Source organism: Paracoccus sp. IB05 (assembly GCF_016405985.1).
Lineage (GTDB): Bacteria > Pseudomonadota > Alphaproteobacteria > Rhodobacterales > Rhodobacteraceae > Pseudogemmobacter.
This window is the reverse complement of record NZ_JAEFCF010000008.1, coordinates 82,695-98,681: the sequence shown is the minus strand read 5'-3', so window position 1 is coordinate 98,681 and position 15,987 is coordinate 82,695. Positions and strand designations below refer to the sequence as shown.

The following is a 15,987-nucleotide window of genomic DNA, read 5'->3' as shown; positions in this document are numbered from 1 at the left end:
GGTCCTTACTCGGCGGCAGCCGGAGCCGGAGCCGGAGCCGGGGCAGGCGCTGCGGCAGCGGCAGCGGCAGCGGCCGCATCGGCTTTCACATTGGCCGCGACCATCGCGTCATAGCCCGAGGTGAAGCCCTTCAGCGAAACATCGAGGCTGACTTTCTGATCCGGTGCCACGAAAGGCGAGATCGCGAATTTCGCGGTTGCGCCCTTTTTAAAGCCGGCGATTTCTTCGGCGGTGAAACCGATCCGCGCCACGCATCCGATCTGGGTGCAGACGGTGAAGGGATAGGCGCGCGGCTTTGCGGTATCGACCGTCAGCTGCATCCCTTCGGTCAGCAGGGTTTCCAGCGGAGCGATGAAGTTCGCGCCGGCAACTGCCGGGCCGGGGGCACTTGCGGGCAGCGAGAAGATCGCGAGTTCGGCCACCGGCGAACCATCCGCATCCTTCAGCAGCTGGTAAAGCTGGCAGGGATCGGCTTCGAGGCCGACGCGCTCGCAGCGCAGCTCCCATTTCTCATGAGTAGAGGCGGTATAGATCGCGCTCTGACCACCGATCTCGGAGCCCATCGACAGATCGCCGCCCGCGGCCGGTTGCCCGGTGGCTTCTGCCGGAGCGGTGGTGTCGGCGGTTGCTTCAGCGGGCGCCTCTGTCGTGTCCTGGGCAAGCGCGGCAAGGGGGCTGCCGAATGCAAGTGCAAGAGTGAGAAGCGAGATACGCGGGTTCAACATATAGTCATGTCCTTTGAACGGTGACTGTAGCCGGTGGAAATTTGCCTGGCTGCCGCAGGCTGAATATCACGGTGAAATGGCAGTGTCAGGTCTCATTTGCGCGACCAGCGGCGGGTTATTGCCGGAAAGCGTGCCGGCAAACGCGGCAGCAACCCTGGATATGGTAGGGAGCTTCGCACCGGAACCGGCGCAGGGGCGCTGGTCGCCTGCCAGAATACCGGCCTGCGCCGGGAAATGGGCGGGGCAGAAAAAACAAAGGGCCGGAGTGACCGGCCCTTTGAATGCGCTCCGGGTTGACCCCTTACGCTTATATTTATTTGCTCCCTGTCGGACTGGCCGACTTCACGTAAAGGGACGCTATGCAGCTTTCTGAACTGCGTCAACAGGAAATCTGTTACATCTGGCGGCCAGAGACAGAGAAAAAAATCTAACCATTTGGTCAGGATTTCTCTTATTTTGCGCCGTCACCGCCAGGTTTCCATAGAGACGGAACCCGGGCGCGGCGTCTGGCCGGAGAGGGAGCGCCGCGACGTATCCCGACGCTGTCCTGCCAGTGGCCGGCTGCGCAAATAGATAGCTGGTTTCGACGGCGGAACAGGCTATGGTCCGCTCCGCAATGTACAGGTCGGAAACGGCAGATCCGAAACGGCATGGCCCCTTTGCCAGCCCGGATCGCAGGCCCCGAGACAGGAGTTTACCCGGTGACAGCACAGAATGATCCAGCCATACCCGCCGCAGCGCAGGACCGGATTTTCCTGGGCGGAGGCGGTGAGGGCTACGCTGTCGCGCAGGAGCTGCTGCTGAAATACGGCAACCGGCACGGTCTGATCGCCGGTGCAACCGGGACCGGCAAGACGGTGACGCTCCAGGTGCTGGCCGAGGGTTTTGCGGCGGCGGGTGTGCCGGTGTTCCTTTCAGATATCAAGGGCGATCTTTCGGGGATCTGCCAGCCGGGCGATCCGGCGGCCAGGACCCATGCCGCTTTTGCAGGCCGCGCCGAAACCATCGGCCTTGATCTGGCCTATCGCGCTTTCCCGGTGCTGTTCTGGGATCTCTTTGGCCAGCGCGGCCATCCGGTGCGTACCACCGTGGCCGAGATGGGGCCCCTGCTATTGTCGCGGCTGCTGGAGCTGACCGAGGCGCAGGAAGGCGTGATGAATGTCGCCTTCCGTCTGGCCGATGACGAGAAGCTCGCGCTTCTCGATATGAAGGATCTGCGCGCGCTTCTGACCTTTATTGCGGAGAATTCCGCCGGGATCTCCTCAACCTATGGCCTGGTCTCGTCGCAATCGGTGGGCGCGATCCAGCGCCGGCTCCTGATGCTGGAAAACGAGGGGGCGACCCATCTCTTCGGAGAGCCGGCGCTGGAGCTCGCGGATCTCATGACCGTGGATCCCGACGGGACGGGGCGGATCTCGATCCTTGTTGCCGACAGGCTGATCAACAGCACGCGGCTTTATGCGACCTTTCTTCTGTGGCTCCTGTCCGAGCTGTTCGAGGCGTTGCCGGAGGTGGGCGATCCGGATAAGCCGAAGCTCGTCTTCTTCTTTGACGAGGCGCATCTTCTGTTCAATGACGCGCCCAAGGCGTTGATTTCGCGGATCGAACAGGTGGCGCGGCTGATCCGCTCAAAGGGTGTCGGCGTCTATTTCATCACGCAAAATCCGGCCGATGTGCCCGATACCGTGCTGGGCCAGCTGGGGAACCGGGTGCAGCATGCGCTGCGCACCTTCACCGCCAAGGACCAGACCGATCTGGCGCGGGCCGCGCGCACCTATCGCGCCAATCCGCGCTTTCCGATCGAAGAGGCGATCCGCGAGGTCGGCACCGGCGAGGCGGTGACCTCGCTGCTGGAGGCCAAAGGCGTGCCGGGCATGGCCGAGCGCACCCTGGTCCGCCCGCCCTTCAGCCGGCTTGGGCCGGCGGAGGAAAGCGCAAGGGCGGCGGCTTTTGCCGCCTCGCCGCTGGCCGGGAAATACGACACCGAGATTGACCGCGAAAGCGCGTTTGAGATTCTGCGGGCGCGCGCGGGGAAGGCGGCAGCGGAAGCGTCACGTTCGGAAGAGGCGTTGGCCGACGGCGCTGAGGGTGAAGCGTTCAGCCGTGGCAGGCGCTATGGCGGCGAGAATTCTTCGCGTCGTTATGAGGCGCCCTCCGGGACGACTGCGGAGGCTCCGAAGAAAAAGAGCAGTTCTTCGCGGTCGGATTCGGTCGGGGAGGCGTTCGCCAAGAGCTTTGCGCGCCAGCTGGGCAGCAAGAGCGGCCAGGCCGTTGTGCGTGGCGTGCTGGGGACCATCTTCGGCAAGCGCTGAGGTCGGGATCTGTTCGGGCGGCTGGCTTGAGGGCTGGCCGGGGATGCCTTCTGCGGGAGTATCCGGGCCAGGATCAGAAGCCTGCCGGAAACGGCGCGGGGCTTTTGATTCTGTGCTTTGCCAGGGCCCGCGCATTTGCCTTGTGAGCGCCCATGCGCCGCAGGGCGCTGACCTGTCAGCCAGGGCGGAGCTGTGGCGCAGAGGTGGAGGATTCCACCTTTGCTTTGCCGCCTGGCCCGGCCTATTGCTTGGCAATCACGTGTTCAGGAGGTCGGCAATGCGGCAAGCTAAAGCTCTGGCGATGATGGCGGCGGTCGGGATATCGCTCCCGGCGCTTCCCGGTCTGGCGCGGGAATTGGGCAATGAGGTGACCGGCAACTGGGCTGGTGCTGCGGGCGATGGCTTCTGGTTCCGCGCGCAGCTGGAGACCCAGGCTGATCTGGCGGCGCTGAAAATCTGGAACGGCATGGGGGCGGTGCCGGATCGCAGTGACGCGCCAGAGCTGGACGTCGCCGATTTCGCCGTTGCGGCCTTTGCGACCTCGCAGCGGCTGGACGTGGTCGAGACCCCGGATGGCAGCACGCTGCAGGTGATCACCGAATTCGCCGATGAGGAGGGCGAGGGGCGCGAGGTCGTTGAGATCCGCTATATCGACTTTCAGTATACGATTGTCGGCTATGCGCTGGAGGCCTCTTTCCAGGGTTTCGATGGCCCGGCCGAAGAGACGCAATGTGTGGTCGACACGCTGGCTGGCCATGTGGTCGAGAATGGCAAGATGCGCAACCTGCCGCCCCTGGATCACGAGGCGCTGAATGCGAGTGGCTGGGGCGAGGCCGCGGCTTTTGAGCGTGGCTGGTGCAGCCGGTCTGGCGAGGCTGGCTGAGGTCAGTCCTGTTCCGGGGGCTGCGGGGTAGCCGGAAATAATTTGATCAAATTTCTTGAAGCCGGTCAGGATTGCTCCTATCCTGCCAGGCGAAGGCGCCAGGCGCCTGCTGATTCTTCCTGACGGAAAGGGTGGTCACCATGAATATGATCAACAACAACACGCCCACGGCCGAGCTGCAAAAGCTCGACGCGGCGCATCACTTCCACCCTTTCACCGATAAGGCGGCGCTGGCGAAAAAAGGCGCGCGGGTGATCCTGCGCGGCGAGGGCTGCTGGCTGACGGATTCGGAAGGGCATCGCATTCTGGACGGGATGGCGGGCCTTTGGTGCGTCAATATCGGCTATGGCCGCAAGGAACTGGGTGAGGTTGCGGCGCGTCAGATGATGGAGCTGCCCTATTACAACACCTTCTTCCAGACGACGCATGTGCCGGCGATTGCGCTGGCGGCAAAACTTGCGGAACTGGCGCCGGGCGATCTGAACCATGTGTTCTTTGCCGGCTCGGGATCCGAGGCCAATGACACCAATATCCGCCTTGTCCGCCGCTACTGGCAGGTCAAGGGTCAGCCGGAAAAGCAGGTGATCATCGCGCGCTGGAATGGCTATCACGGCTCGACCATGGGCGGCGGCAGCCTTGGCGGCATGAAGCCGATCCATGCCCATGGCGGCAAGATCTCGGGGGTTGAGCATATCAATCAGCCCTATTGGTGGGGTGAGGGTGGTGACCAGGACGAAGACGCCTTCGGCCTTGCCCGGGCGCAGGAGCTGGAAGCGAAGATCAATGAGATCGGCGCCGACAAGGTTGCCGCTTTCATCGGCGAGCCGGTGCAGGGCGCGGGTGGCGTGATCATTCCGCCGAAAACCTACTGGCCGGAAATTCAGCGAATCTGCAAGAAATACAACATCCTGCTGATCGTTGATGAAGTGATCACCGGCTTTGGCCGCACCGGAAACTGGTTCGGCAGCCAGACCTTTGACATCAGGCCCGACATCATGACCGTCGCCAAGGGCCTCTCATCGGGCTATGCGCCGATCGGCGGCTCGATCGTTTCGGATGACGTGGCCGAGGTCGTTGGCTCGGGCGGCGATTTCAATCATGGCTATACCTATTCGGGCCATCCGGTTGCAGCGGCTGTCGCGCTGGAAAACCTGCGCATCATGCAAGACGAGAATGTGGTCGAGCATGTGCAGAACGTCGCCAACCCCTATCTGGCGGAACGCTGGGCGGCGCTGGCCGATCACCCGCTGGTGGGCGAGACGAAACTTGTCGGCCTGATGGGCTCGCTGGTGCTGACGCCGGACAAGGCGAGCCGGGCGCGCTTTGCTGCGGAAGAGGGCACCGTCGGTCTGCGGGCGCGCGAGCGTTGCTTTGCCAATGATCTGGTGATGCGCCATGTCGGCGACCGCATGATCATCTCGCCGCCGCTGGTGATCACGACGGCCGAGATTGACACGCTGATCCAGCGCGCGACCAAATCGCTGGATGAATGCTATGCGGGTCTGCAAAAAGACGGGCTTATGGTCGCGAAAGCGGGCTGATCGCCTGGTAAGGGCAAGGAAGGCGGGCCGGCTGGCCCGCCTTTTTTCATGCGCTTTTGGCAGTTGGCGGTCAGGCTGCCCGCAGCTGCGCTGCCTGGGAAATCAGGCCGTTCTTCCAGGCCAGGAACAGACTGTGGTGAGCCGGCCGGTCTGCGATCTTGCAGCCGCAGGTCGGGCCAGGAGATGCAGAAAATTTCTCTTAAGATTGTGGAGATTTAAGGAGAACCCCCGGCCCTACAGGGGACACCATGCGAGGCTGGTGCCCGGGATCGGCGAAATATGGAATATCCGGCCTGCTTCACGCTTTGTCCGACGCGCGGGTGACTTGAGTTTGAGCGCCCGCGCTTTTACACCTGAACCATGAAAGCGGGCATGGCGCCCGGAGAAAGACCCCGGGGGAAAGACCCATGCGAATTCACAGCGATCTGGCGGGCATCATCGGCAATACGCCGCTTCTGAAACTGAAGAAGGCGTCAGAGCTGACCGGCTGCACCATCCTTGGGAAATGCGAATTCATGAACCCGGGCCAGTCGGTCAAGGACCGGGCAGCGCTGTATATCATCCGCGACGCGGTGGCGAAGGGCCTCTTGCAGCCCGGCGGCACCATTGTCGAAGGCACGGCAGGGAATACCGGCATCGGCCTTGCGCTGGTCGGGAATTCGCTGGGCTTTCGCACGGTGATCGTGATCCCCGAGACGCAGAGCCAGGAAAAGAAAGACATGATCCGCCTCGCCGGGGCTGAACTCGTCCAGGTGCCGGCGGCGCCCTATAAAAACCCGAACAACTATATCCGCTATTCCGGGCGCCTCGCCGGGGAACTGGCCAAGACCGAGGCCAATGGCGTGATCTGGGCCAATCAGTTCGACAATACCGCGAACCGTCAGGCCCATATCGAGACGACCGGGCCCGAGATCTGGGAACAGACCGGCGGCAAGGTGGATGGCTTTGTCGCGGCTGTCGGCTCGGGTGGCACGCTGGCGGGGGTTGCGATGGCGCTCCAGCCCAAAGGCGTGAAGATCGGTCTTGCTGATCCGGAAGGCGCGGCGCTTTACAGCTATTACACCAGCGGCGTGTTCGAGAGCCCCGGCAATTCGATCACCGAAGGCATCGGCCAGGGCCGTATCACCGCCAATCTTGAAGGCTTCCGCCCCGATATGGCCTGGCGGATCCCGGATGCCGAGGCGCTGCCGCTGGCCTTTGACCTCCTGACAGAAGAGGGGCTCTGCGTTGGCGGATCTTCGGCGATCAATATCGCCGGCGCGATCCGCATGGCTCAGGAAATGGGGCCGGGCCATACCATTGTCACGGTGCTCTGCGATTACGGCAATCGCTATCAGTCTAAGATGTTCAACCCGGCCTTCCTCAGGGATAAGGGCTTGCCGGTGCCGGAATGGCTGGCGCGCGGCAACCGCCCGCTGCCAGCGGTCTATCAGGATCTCTGAGGGGGGCGCGGTGGCGGTCTGGTCTTTTGCGAGGCGGCCTGCATGAGGCTGCCACTTTGCCTTCTGCACTGCCTGCTGGCGCTCTGGCTTGGCGTCGCTGCGCTTGCACCGGCGCCTGTCCGGGCCGAAGGCGATGACCAGGCCCAGCCGCTTGATTATGCGGCCTGGGGCGAGATTGCGACCACCGCTGAGGCCGAACTGGGCTCTGACACCGTCACGGACGCGCGGCTCGATGAGTTGCGCGGCCTTATCGTCGACTGGCGTGCCAAACTCACCGTGGCGCAGACCACCAATGCGTCCCGCATTGCCACGGTGCGCGAACAGATCAGCGCACTTGGCCCGGCCCCGACCGCAGATACCACCGAAGCACCTGAAATCGCTCAGAAACGCAAAGATCTTGGCCAGCAGCTTTCTTTGTTGCAGGCGCCGGGTATTGCCGCAGAAGAGGCTTACCGCCGCGCTGATGGTCTGATCCGCGAGATCGACGGCAAGGCCCGCAGCCGTCACACCGATCAGCTTTTGCAGCTCTGGCCCTCGCCGCTGAACCCGGCCAACTGGCCCGAAGCGGCGGGTGGCCTGACCGACACCGCCCTGCGGCTTTGGAGCGAGCTGAGCACCAAACTCCATGACAGCCGCGCCAGAGCACAGTTCTGGAATGCGCTGCCGCTGATCCTGTTGCTGCTGGCGGTGACCGTCGCCACGACGCTTTTCGCCCGGCCCTGGATCGAGGCTTTTGCCGACCGGCTCCGCATCGGCAAGACCGAGGCGCGGCGGCGGATCTTTGGCCTGCTGGCCTCGCTCGGGCAGATCATCGTGCCGTCGATCGGTATGGTGACCCTGTCAGCGGCGCTGATCCGCACCGGCTTTATGGGGCGCATCACCGGCGAGGTGGCGCTGTCGCTGCCGGTGCTGGGCGGCGTGGTCTTTGTGGCCTTCTGGCTGGCGGCGCGGGTGTTTCCCCGGGTCGATGTCGATCAGGCGATCCTGCCGCTGCAGCGCAATCAGCGCCAGGAAGGCCGCATCCTCGCCGCATTGATGGGCGTGGTGCTGTCCCTCGAAGTGCTGCGCCGGCTGACCATGGACGGGCAGAATTACCCCGATGCCGTCTCGGCGGTTGCAAGCTTTCCGATGCTGGCCGGTGGTGGCATTCTGTTGTGGCGCATGGGGCGGATCCTGCGGCTGAGCCAGGACCAGGACCAGGGCGAACAGAACGGCTACGGCGAAAAACTGATCGGGCTGCTGGGGCGGGCGCTGAAACTGATCGCGGTTGCGGGCCCGGGGCTTGCGGCCCTCGGATATGTGACGGCCGGCGCGGCGCTGGTCTATCCGGCGATCATGTCGCTTGGGCTGATGGCGGTGCTGATCATCCTGCAACGGCTGCTCGCTGATATCTGGGCGGTGGTCTACCCCGCCGCCGATGCCGAGGCCGAGAATGAACGCCTTGTGCCGGTGCTTGCAGGATTTGCGCTCGCGCTGATGTCTGTTCCGCTTTTCGCGCTGATCTGGGGCAGTCGGATCGCGGATTTAAGCGAGATCTGGACCCGGTTCCGCGAAGGCTTTCAGCTGGGCGACACCAGGGTCTCGCCCTCCGATTTCCTGCTTTTCGCCGTGATTTTCGTCATCGGCTACCTGATCACGCGGCTGTTTCAGGGCGCGCTGCGCAACTCGATTCTGCCGCGCACCCGGATGGACCGCGGCGGCCAGAATGCGCTGGTCTCGGGGACCGGCTATGTCGGCATCTTCTTTGCGGCGCTGGTGGCGATCAATGCCACCGGGATCGACCTCTCCGGCCTCGCGATCGTCGCTTCGGCGCTTTCGGTCGGTATCGGTTTCGGCCTGCAAAACATCGTGCAGAACTTCGTTTCCGGCATCATCCTGATGATCGAGCGCCCGGTTTCCGAGGGCGACTGGATCGAGGTCGGCACCACCCAGGGCATCGTGAAGACGATCTCGGTGCGCTCGACCCGCATCCAGACCTTCGACCGCAATGTCGTCGTGGTGCCAAATGCCGATCTCGTCAGCCAGCGCGTCACCAACTGGACCCGATTTGGTCTTGCCGGACGGCTGATTGTGCCGGTGACCGTGGCCTGGAACGAGGATACAAGGCGGGTCGAAAAGCTTCTGCGCGAGATCGCAGAAGCACAGCCGATGGTGATCCTGAACCCGGCGCCGACCATCGTTTTGCAAGGGTTTAACGGCGGGCTGAATTTCGAGATCCGGGTCATTCTGCGCGATGTGAATTTCCAAGGCTCGGTGCGCAGTGATATCAACCATATGATCGTACAGCGTTTTATTGCCGAGGGGATCAGGATGCCCTCGACCAGCGCCGAGATCACGCTTGGGAATGCCGGTGAAATCGGGGCGGCGCTGCGCGGCACCGGGCAGGGGTAAGATGCAGCATCATTACAGGACCGAGCCCTATCTTCAGCACTATGATTCGCTTGTCACCGGCCATTCCCCCGAAGGCGGCATCGTGCTTGAGCGGTCCATTTTTTTCCCGACCGGCGGCGGCCAGCCTGGCGATTCCGGCCAGTTGATCTGGGAGGGAGGCAGGATCCCGATCGGCACGACCACCCGCAACGAGGGGGGGACTGTTGTGCTGGTGCCGGGCCTGCCGCAGCCGCTGCCGGCGGTGGGAACAAGGGTGGTACAACGTCTCGACTGGGACCGGCGGTATCGCCATATGCGGATGCATACGGCGCTGCATCTGCTCGCAGCCGTGGTGGCGCGTCCGGTTACGGGCGGCCAGATCGGCGCTGTGAAGAGCCGGCTCGACTTCGACATTCCCGACCCGCTGCCGGATGTGCAGCGGCTGACCGGGCAGCTGAACCTGCTGATCGATACCGATCTGAAAGTGACCACGGGCTGGATCACCGAAGAGGAGCTTGAGGCAAGGCCGGAGCTGATCCGCACGCTTTCGGTCCGGCCACCCCAGGGCCATGGCCGGTTGCGGCTGGTCGGTATTGGCGAAGGGGCGGCACAGATCGATCTCCAGCCCTGCAGTGGCACCCATGTCGCACGTATCAGCGAGGTCGGGCGGCTGACCGTCGGTGAAATCGTCAACAAAGGCCGCAATAACCGGCGGATCACCATCCGGCTGGATGACTGAAGAGGGTGCAGCGGTGTGAAGGGCCGGTTTCCCACCGGGGACGCTGCACCGCTTGCGGAAACAACCGGCGCAGGGACTCTCGGGCTGAGGGTTCCGCCTCGTCTTTTTTCTGTGCCGGGTCTGGCCGGTCTGAACAACCTCGCTGACGCGAAGCCGGCGCCGCTTCCTTGTCATCGGCCTGGTGGGCCAGAACTGCGGGGAACGGCTAAGCTTTGATGTTGCATATGATTATCCGTCAGAGACCTCGTGGCAGCCAAGGGGTGTTCATGCGAGGGGTCAGCGCGCCAGCGGCAATGGCTGGCGTTTGCGGCTATGGCTCAGCAGCTGACCAGCGATGCGGTTCAGCGGCAGGCTCTCCATTGCGGCGCCGAGTTCGACCGCCGCGCGGGGCATACCATAGACCGTGGAACTTGCTTCGTCCTGGGCGAAAGTCACGGCCCCGGCGCGGCGCAGATCAAGGAGCCCCGCCGCCCCGTCACGCCCCATGCCGGTCAGCAGCGCCGCGGTGACCGAAGGCGCAAAGCTGAGCGCGGATTGAAACAGCACATCTACCGAGGGTGTATGGCCCGAGACCGGCGGTCCTGAAGCCAGGTCGCACAGATGGGGCATGCCGTGTTTCACGATCAGATGGCCAGGGCAGCCCGCGCCGATCACAACCGTGCCGGGAAGCAGGGCCTGTCCGGGCGCGGCGGGCACAACCTTTGCCGCGCAGCAACGGGAAAAGAGGCGCACGAGACTGTCTGAGAAACCCGCGCCGGTATGCTGGACGATGGCGCAGGGCGGACAATTCGCGGGAAATGTCGACAGAATCGTCAGTAGTGCATCGATCCCGCCGGTGGAGGCGCCGATCAGAATGATGCGGTCGGCCAGAAATGCACCGCCGGCCTCGCTGCCTGCCGCTGTTGCACTTGGGCGCGAGGGCACAAGAGTGGCAACAGGACTTTGTTTTTTGGCGCTTTCCAGCCACTGTACGAGGCCTGCTTTGGCTGTGTCTTCACTGCCGTTCTGGCGGATCTCACCGGACAGGCTGTCCGGAATCTCCAGCCAGGCAGTTTCTAAGACGCGAAACAGCGACAGAAGACCCTCGAATTCCGCCAATCGTGTGAGTTCGCTTCCGATCAGTGCAAGCGCCGGCTCACGGCTCTCGCTGAGCATATAGGCGGAGGAAAGGTCTTGCGCCTGCCCGCAGATCTCATATCCGGGCAGTTCCCCGATGCGCCGGCTCAGCCTTGCACCGCTGATGGCGCGGGCCGTGGCAATCATGACTTTCTGCTTTTTCATGCGCGGCCTCCCGCTGCGATCGGGATGGGTACAGCGCGGCCCCGGCCATAAATGCGGTGGCCTGCGCTGGAGAGGCGTGGTCCTGGCAGGCGGGTCATGGCGTATGGTATCCGCATGTTTGTGAGCGCTCAGAACAGAACCGGATCATCCGGTGCCGGCTGAGGGCTGGTCATTTCTGTGGCAAGGCCCGGAAGGATCCTGCGGATTTCGGCGAGTTTGACGCGCCTGGCCAGTTTGGGCGCAGGGAGCGGTGAGGGAATATTGCCACTGGCCGCGGAGAGATCCTCAAGGAGCCGTCGCAGATCGTCGAGCCGCTGCCCGATACGGTCGATATCCTGCATGCCGGCGGGTGCGGTCCCATTGGTGGTGAGAATTGCCTTTTCGACCCGTGACAGCATATCACGGCTGTCGCACAGCCCACGGGATATCGCTGTCAGCATTGCAGCGAGGCCATTGTGATCATACTGCCTCTGCACCTTCGGACAGGCGGGGCCAGATTGCGTCATAGCGGCCCCACCACCCTTTCGATTGCGGTTTTCACCGTCGCTGCGGTGAACGGTTTTCGGATCAGATTGTTCAGGCCCAGCTCCTGGCCGCGCTTGAGGACCTCGGGCGAGGGGGTGCCGGTGATCAGAATGAAACCGATCTTCTGCGTCGCGGTATTGCCGCGCAGGGCGGCGAGCAGATCGAGACCGGAAAGGCCCGGCATATTCATGTCGGATATGACCAGATGCACAGGGCTGGTTGCGAGCTTGCCCAATACGGCACCGCTGTCGGATTCCGTGGCGAAATGTCTGATGCCGATTTCTTCAAGGGATTGCGAGATCAAAGCGCGGCTGACGGACATGTCGTCAACCACCATCACGCGAAGGTTTTCTTTCAAACTCATTGGTTCATCCTTTTATGTCCTGGCTGCGGCGATAGGTGGTGATACCTGCGCTGACGAGGTGGTTCATGGCCGGGCCTGAGACGCGTTCGGAATGGCCGATGAAGAGCAGTCCGCCCGGGCGCAGCAAACCTGCAAATCGGCTCCACAGACGGGCCTGGGTTGGCTTGTCGAAATAGATTGCCACATTGCGGCAAAAAATCGCGTCAAATGGTCCGCGTATCGGCCAGTCTCCAACCAGGTTGAGCTCGGCAAAGCGGATCAGGCCTGTTACGCGGGGATCCGGAGAGAAATATCCTGCTGCACAGGTGGTGATGAAGCTGTTGCGCAAGGTGGGCGGGATGCCACGCGCTTCCTCTTCGGGATAGATCGCAGCGCGTGCTTTCGCGATAATGGCCGGGTCAATATCTGTGGCGAGAATGCGAATATTGAGCTTTGCCGCATCAGGCAGCAGATCAAGGATCCGCATCGCGACCGAACCTGGTTCCTGGCCGGCAGAGCATCCGGCCGACCAGGCCCGAAGCCTCTGGCCCGATCTGAGACCGGACAGGCTGGGCTTCAACAGGCTTTCGGCGAAGATGTCGAAGTGATGCGCTTCACGGAAGAAGCTGGTCACATTGGTGGTCAGCGCGGTGACGAAGGCTGCACGTTCGGCCTGGAAATTGCCCGATTCCAGTCTTGAACAGAAGGAGGCGATATCTGTGCACTGAAACTCCTGTAAAAGCCGGGTGATCCGCGACTGGACAACCTGTTTTTTGTTTTCCTGTAAGACGAGGCCGAATTCGCGTTGTGCATAATCAGCGACCCGGCGAAATTCGGCATCGCTGAAATCGCTGCTGCCGGGGTCCGGGGGGATGAGGGTTCGGCGGGCGGTCAGGGTCATGCTGCCTGTTTCGGTTTGCATTGAATGACCGCCTCGAGGTCGATCACCCGGGTCATGCCTTCCTCCATCTGGATGATGCCGGTGATGGAGGCGCGTGTGCTTTCAGAGCGGATATCGGGTGTCTCCTGGATCTGGTTTCTGGCAACCGAGAGGATTTCCGAGACCGCCTCGACGAGCAGGCCGACGGTCTGATTGCCGATGGTGGCGACCACGACCACATTGCGCGGATTGTCCTGGGTGGGGCCAAGGCCGAAGCGGGCCGAGAGATCATAGATCGGGATGACCGAGCCGCGCAGGTTCATCACGCCAAGAACCTCTTTCGGCGCATGGGGCAGGGGCGTGACCGTGCTCCAGCGTCGGATCTCGCGGACATGGGAGATGTCGAGCGAGAAGCTCTGCGCGCCGGCGAAGAACGTGACGAATTCGGCGTCAAGGCGGCTGGCGGGATCAATGGATTGCATGGGGGGCTCCGGTTTGGGGCTGGGGCAAGGCCTGGGCCCGCGCGGCCAGCGGCTGGAAGGACTGAGAGGCCGGGGCCGCTGTGGCGCCGGCCGCGGGCGGCAGATAGTTTGCGCCGTTGCGTCCATTGATCAGACCGGACATGTTCGATGTCAGGGCCTCGGTATCGAGGATCAGGGCGATCTGACCGTCGCCCAGCACCGTTGCCGCCGAGACGCCCGGAATGGCGCCGTAATTGGAATCGAGGCCCTTGATCACCACCTGGCGTTGATCCAGCACCGCGTCCACCATCAGCGCGCAATGGGCCTGGGCATCGGTTTCCACCAGAAGTGCAAGTGACGCCTGAGCCGGATCGCGCCGGCCGAAACCAAGGCATTCGGCGACGTCGATCATGGGCAGAAAGCGGCCACGGATGGAGAGCAGCCGGTCGGAAGTTCCAAGGAGATGCAGATCGGCGGCGGTCGGGCGGATGGTTTCGATCACCGACGCGATCGGGATGACCATGGTTTGCCCGGCTACGGAGATGACCATGCCATCCATCACGGCAAGGGTCAGGGGCAGTGAAATGGTAAATTCGGAGCCGCTGCCGAGGGTCGAGCTGATCGCAATCCGACCGCCAAGGGCCCCGACAGCGTTCTTCACCACGTCAAGGCCAACCCCCCGCCCCGAGAGATTCGAGATTTTCTCGGCCGTAGAAAAACCAGGCAGGAACAAGAGGTTATCAATCTCTGCATCACTCAGTTCGGCGCCCTCTGCCACCAGCCCGCGTGAGATTGCTTTTGCGAGGATGCGGTTGCGGTCCAGTCCGCCGCCATCGTCGCTGATGGTGATGATCACGCTGCCGGAACGGTGTGCGGCAGAGAGGCGAATAGTGCCTTCAGGATCCTTGCCAGCTGCCACACGTGCCGCAGCACTTTCCAGCCCGTGATCAACAGCATTGCGGATCATATGGGTCAGCGGATCCGCCAGCCTCTCAACCACTGTCTTGTCGACTTCGGTCGACTCGCCAATGGTGACGAGATGCGCGGGTTTACCTGTTGCTTCAGCCGCCTCGCGGACGATGCGGGACATGCGCTGGAAGAGAGGTTTCACCGGCTGGGCACGGATTGCCATCACCGCCTCTTGCAGGTCGCGCGCGAGCAGGCGGTAATCTTCGGTATGGGAAATGATTTCTGTGTCTGCGGGCAGGGACAGGTCGGTCACGCTCTGTTCGATCATCGCCTGGTTGATGATCAGCTCGCCTACCGCGTTGATCAGCCGGTCCACCCGCTCCAGATCGACACGCAATGTGGGCTTTGGACCACGCCCTTCGGCGTCGTCCTCGCTTTTCGGAAGACGACGCCGGAGAAGGGCGCCGGCGCCTTCGCCAGTCGCGTCTCTCGGCGTGTCTTTCTCTGGCGGAAGGGCGGAGGTCTCGATCACCGCATCCGGCGGAGGGCCGGCAGGGGGTGAGATGACGACTTGCTCTGGTTCAGGGGCGCGCGACTGGATTGTCAGTGGCTCCACCAGAGGCTCCGGCAGAGGCGCAGGCCAGGGGAGCGCGACAGCCGGGTTTTCGGGCGCGGGTGCAGGCGTGATTTCCGGCGCGACAGAAAGCTCACACAGGCCGCGCACGAATTCGAAATGCGCCTCGACTGTCGCTTCGGGCAGATGGCTTGCAACCAGAATATCCCATGCAAGACAGGGCTTTGCCGGGTCGAATTCAGCGAATTCCGGCAGGGAGGAGAGATCCGGTCTGATCTCGAGCTCGCCGGGGGCTGCGAGGCTTGTGATCAACACCAGCGGATCATGGCCATTGCTGTAAAACTGAGGCCAGGGAATGAAGCGGATCCGGTGGCGCGGTGCGCTCGTCTTCTTGTCCGGCGTGAGATCGGCGAGCGCGGGCGCCGCCGTCGCCCCGGAGCCAGAGGTCCGAGGATCGGGGTGGGACAGATCCGGGCGCGGATGATCCGTGACGGGAAATTCGGGGCCGGCAAATCCGAGGTCGGGAAGTTCGAAGGCGGGCAGGCCGGGACTTGCGCCGAAATCCAGCGTGATGGCGCTGAAGCCGAAATCTTCATCGGCGGCCGGCGCCTCGAAACCGGCATCACCGAGGCAGGTGCCAAGATTGACAAGGAATGCGGCTGTGACCTCTTCATCGATGCTGCGTTCTTCGCGCGCGGCCTCGACCTGGTCGGCGAGGTGATCTGCCGACCGCAACAATACATGCATGACCTCGTCGCTCAGATCGAGCCGGTCAGAGCGGATTTCATCAAGGACCGTCTCGAACCGATGGGCGAAGGCGACCAGATCCGAGAGCGCGAAGGCACCGGCGCCGCCTTTGATCGAATGAACGGCGCGGAAGACGGCATTGAGACATTCACTGTCGGCCTCGCCGGTCTCCATCCTGGCGAGACCTTCGGCCAGCGCCTCAAGCAGATCCTCGCATTCTTCGAAAAACGTGTCACGGATGGATTGCATCGACAT

Annotated in this window: 13 protein-coding genes; 6 read left to right on the top strand and 7 right to left on the bottom strand. The window is 63.0% G+C overall.

The window, feature by feature from the left end; all coding sequences use genetic code 11:
* Positions 1–5 precede the first annotated feature (5 nt).
* Entirely contained in the window at positions 6–725 is a 720-nt protein-coding gene (locus JC607_RS07815; protein ID WP_198836376.1) for an invasion associated locus B family protein, read from the bottom strand.
* Positions 726–1,426: 701 nt separating this feature from the next.
* Between JC607_RS07815 and JC607_RS07810 the strand changes: the two genes are divergently transcribed.
* The 6 genes from JC607_RS07810 (at position 1,427) to JC607_RS07785 (ending at position 10,012) form a co-directional block, all read left to right on the top strand.
* Positions 1,427–3,037 carry a helicase HerA-like domain-containing protein gene (locus tag JC607_RS07810; RefSeq protein ID WP_370584770.1) on the top strand — a complete coding sequence of 537 codons (1,611 nt, stop codon included), beginning with the start codon at positions 1,427–1,429 and terminating at the stop codon, positions 3,035–3,037.
* Between the two features lie 277 nt (positions 3,038–3,314).
* Positions 3,315–3,920: a hypothetical protein gene (locus tag JC607_RS07805; RefSeq protein ID WP_198836374.1), complete on the top strand. Its 606-nt coding sequence runs from the start codon at positions 3,315–3,317 to the stop codon at positions 3,918–3,920.
* A 140-nt stretch (positions 3,921–4,060) separates the two neighbouring features.
* On the top strand, positions 4,061–5,461 hold the full coding sequence (locus JC607_RS07800; RefSeq protein ID WP_198836373.1) for an aspartate aminotransferase family protein: 1,401 nt from the start codon (positions 4,061–4,063) through the stop codon (positions 5,459–5,461).
* A gap of 407 nt (positions 5,462–5,868) precedes the next feature.
* Positions 5,869–6,903, top strand: coding sequence for a cysteine synthase A (locus tag JC607_RS07795; protein WP_198836372.1), 1,035 nt, complete (start codon positions 5,869–5,871; stop codon positions 6,901–6,903).
* Between the two features lie 42 nt (positions 6,904–6,945).
* Positions 6,946–9,294 carry a DUF3772 domain-containing protein gene (locus JC607_RS07790; protein WP_198836371.1) on the top strand — a complete coding sequence of 783 codons (2,349 nt, stop codon included), beginning with the start codon at positions 6,946–6,948 and terminating at the stop codon, positions 9,292–9,294.
* Position 9,295: 1 nt separating this feature from the next.
* Positions 9,296–10,012, top strand: a complete 717-nt coding sequence (locus JC607_RS07785) for an alanyl-tRNA editing protein (RefSeq protein WP_198836370.1) — start codon at positions 9,296–9,298, stop codon at positions 10,010–10,012.
* 276 nt (positions 10,013–10,288) lie between these two features.
* Here JC607_RS07785 and JC607_RS07780 read toward each other — a convergent pair whose 3' ends face one another.
* From JC607_RS07780 to JC607_RS07755, 6 genes are all read right to left on the bottom strand, one after another.
* Complete coding sequence (locus JC607_RS07780; RefSeq protein ID WP_198836369.1) at positions 10,289–11,293, bottom strand: CheB methylesterase domain-containing protein; 1,005 nt, start codon at positions 11,291–11,293, stop codon at positions 10,289–10,291.
* Positions 11,294–11,421: 128 nt separating this feature from the next.
* On the bottom strand, positions 11,422–11,733 hold the full coding sequence (locus tag JC607_RS07775; RefSeq protein WP_198836368.1) for a hypothetical protein: 312 nt from the start codon (positions 11,731–11,733) through the stop codon (positions 11,422–11,424).
* Between the two features lie 62 nt (positions 11,734–11,795).
* On the bottom strand, positions 11,796–12,182 hold the full coding sequence (locus tag JC607_RS07770) for a response regulator (protein ID WP_092897272.1): 387 nt from the start codon (positions 12,180–12,182) through the stop codon (positions 11,796–11,798).
* A gap of 4 nt (positions 12,183–12,186) precedes the next feature.
* Complete coding sequence (locus JC607_RS07765) at positions 12,187–13,083, bottom strand: protein-glutamate O-methyltransferase CheR (protein ID WP_233092749.1); 897 nt, start codon at positions 13,081–13,083, stop codon at positions 12,187–12,189.
* Complete coding sequence (locus JC607_RS07760) at positions 13,059–13,523, bottom strand: chemotaxis protein CheW (protein ID WP_198836367.1); 465 nt, start codon at positions 13,521–13,523, stop codon at positions 13,059–13,061. The genes JC607_RS07765 and JC607_RS07760 overlap by 25 nt, the downstream gene beginning before the upstream one ends.
* Positions 13,510–15,987: a chemotaxis protein CheA gene (locus tag JC607_RS07755; protein ID WP_233092748.1), complete on the bottom strand. Its 2,478-nt coding sequence runs from the start codon at positions 15,985–15,987 to the stop codon at positions 13,510–13,512. The genes JC607_RS07760 and JC607_RS07755 overlap by 14 nt, the downstream gene beginning before the upstream one ends.

Excerpts from the sequence above, each read along its gene's own strand:
- JC607_RS07815 (WP_198836376.1), bottom strand. The coding sequence starts at position 725 with ATGTTGAACCCGCGTATCTCGCTTCTCACTCTTGCACTTGCATTCGGC.
- JC607_RS07805 (WP_198836374.1), top strand. The coding sequence starts at position 3,315 with ATGCGGCAAGCTAAAGCTCTGGCGATGATGGCGGCGGTCGGGATATCG.
- JC607_RS07800 (WP_198836373.1), top strand. The coding sequence starts at position 4,061 with ATGAATATGATCAACAACAACACGCCCACGGCCGAGCTGCAAAAGCTC.
- JC607_RS07795 (WP_198836372.1), top strand. The coding sequence starts at position 5,869 with ATGCGAATTCACAGCGATCTGGCGGGCATCATCGGCAATACGCCGCTT.
- JC607_RS07790 (WP_198836371.1), top strand. The coding sequence starts at position 6,946 with ATGAGGCTGCCACTTTGCCTTCTGCACTGCCTGCTGGCGCTCTGGCTT.
- JC607_RS07785 (WP_198836370.1), top strand. The coding sequence starts at position 9,296 with ATGCAGCATCATTACAGGACCGAGCCCTATCTTCAGCACTATGATTCG.
- JC607_RS07780 (WP_198836369.1), bottom strand. The coding sequence starts at position 11,293 with ATGAAAAAGCAGAAAGTCATGATTGCCACGGCCCGCGCCATCAGCGGT.
- JC607_RS07775 (WP_198836368.1), bottom strand. The coding sequence starts at position 11,733 with ATGCTGACAGCGATATCCCGTGGGCTGTGCGACAGCCGTGATATGCTG.
- JC607_RS07770 (WP_092897272.1), bottom strand. The coding sequence starts at position 12,182 with ATGAGTTTGAAAGAAAACCTTCGCGTGATGGTGGTTGACGACATGTCC.
- JC607_RS07765 (WP_233092749.1), bottom strand. The coding sequence starts at position 13,083 with ATGCAAACCGAAACAGGCAGCATGACCCTGACCGCCCGCCGAACCCTC.
- JC607_RS07760 (WP_198836367.1), bottom strand. The coding sequence starts at position 13,523 with ATGCAATCCATTGATCCCGCCAGCCGCCTTGACGCCGAATTCGTCACG.
- JC607_RS07755 (WP_233092748.1), bottom strand. The coding sequence starts at position 15,987 with ATGTCGATGCAATCCATCCGTGACACGTTTTTCGAAGAATGCGAGGAT.